Source organism: Vibrio sp. 378, from assembly GCF_033339435.1.
Genome location: NZ_JAWOUO010000086.1, coordinates 1 through 1,317, shown reverse-complemented (window position 1 = coordinate 1,317; position 1,317 = coordinate 1). Strand labels below are relative to the sequence as shown.

Genomic DNA, 1,317 nt, shown 5'->3' with positions numbered 1-1,317 from the left:
AGCTCGATGCGCCACCGTAACGTTTTTCATCATTGTGGTCATATTCAACCAATCCGACGGTAAGGTGTACTTCTTCATCCACTTCAGCTTGGCTAGAAGCAATAGAGTAAAGACGAGGCGTCAAACGGCGCAATAAACCAACCAACTCATCTGCGGTCAGTTTGGTTTTCTTCTCTGCGAATACATCAACAATTTGAGTGTTGGCTGAATACTCACGAAGCTTGTCTTTATCTTCCACCAGCTTTTGTAGTTTCTTGCTGCCAGATAACTCGGCAAACTTAGCCACTAGCTGTGGGTTAGATGTCGTGATCTCGAACTTACTCACTAAAGCACTGTGAATAGATAAGCTTTCGCCATCAACGTCAACTGTTTCAACACCAGACAAACCAACTTTGCCTAGAATTTGATTGGCAAGCTCAGAGCTGTTTTCGTACCACACACCCAAAGCATCACCTGGTTGGTATGTCAGACCCGAACCATCTAGATCGATTTCAATATGGCGAACATCTTTACCCGAGTCTCGACCCGTGATCTTTTGGCTGGTGAGTAACGTCGCTGTGTATGGATTTTGTTTGTTGTACTGAGAATGTGAAGCTGCCGCTTGTCCTACAGGAAGTTGAACAATTTCCGCTTCATTGCCAGAAGATAGTGTCTCTTTAACTTTACCTAGCGCATTCTTGCGCCATTCTTCCGCTGCCGCTTCGTAATCAACATCGCAGTCAATACGGTCAATAAAAGACGTCGCGCCCAGTTTTGCTAAATACGTGTCAAAGTCTTTACCAGTTTGGCAGAAGAACTCATAACTAGAGTCACCCAATGCAATCACACCATATTGAAGGTTTGATAGCTTAGGCGCTTTCTTAGATTGTAAGAACTCGTGCAGCTCAATGGCATTGTCTGGCGCTTCACCCTCACCGTTGGTAGAAGCAACAATGATGACGTGCGTTTCTTTGGCTAAGTTTTTGCCTTTGTAGTCGCTTGCATCAAACAACTCTACTGCAATTCCTTCTGCCTTTGCTTCTTGTTCCAACGCTTCAGCAACACCTTTTGCGTTACCGGTTTGAGAAGCAAAAATGATGGTCAACTTACCGGCAGGCTTTGCTGATACTGCGGCAGCTGCTTGGGCGATTGGTGTTGCCGCCGCACTTGGTTGATGTTGAGCTAAACCCCAAAAGTACCCACTGACCCAAGCAAGTTGCTGCGAAGACAACTCAGAGACAGTTTGTTGGAGTGAATTAAATTGTTGGTCATTCAGAGGGCTTGTGATTGGAGGATTTCCTCCTTGCCCATTATTATCTTCAGACACATTCTTGTGAG

Annotated in this window: 1 protein-coding gene; it reads right to left on the bottom strand. The window is 45.3% G+C overall.

Annotation, left to right across the window (positions count from 1 at the left end; translation table 11 throughout):
* On the bottom strand, window positions 1–1,317 hold a 1,317-nt coding region (locus R7Q48_RS24255), incomplete at both ends, for a sulfite reductase flavoprotein subunit alpha (protein WP_318132640.1).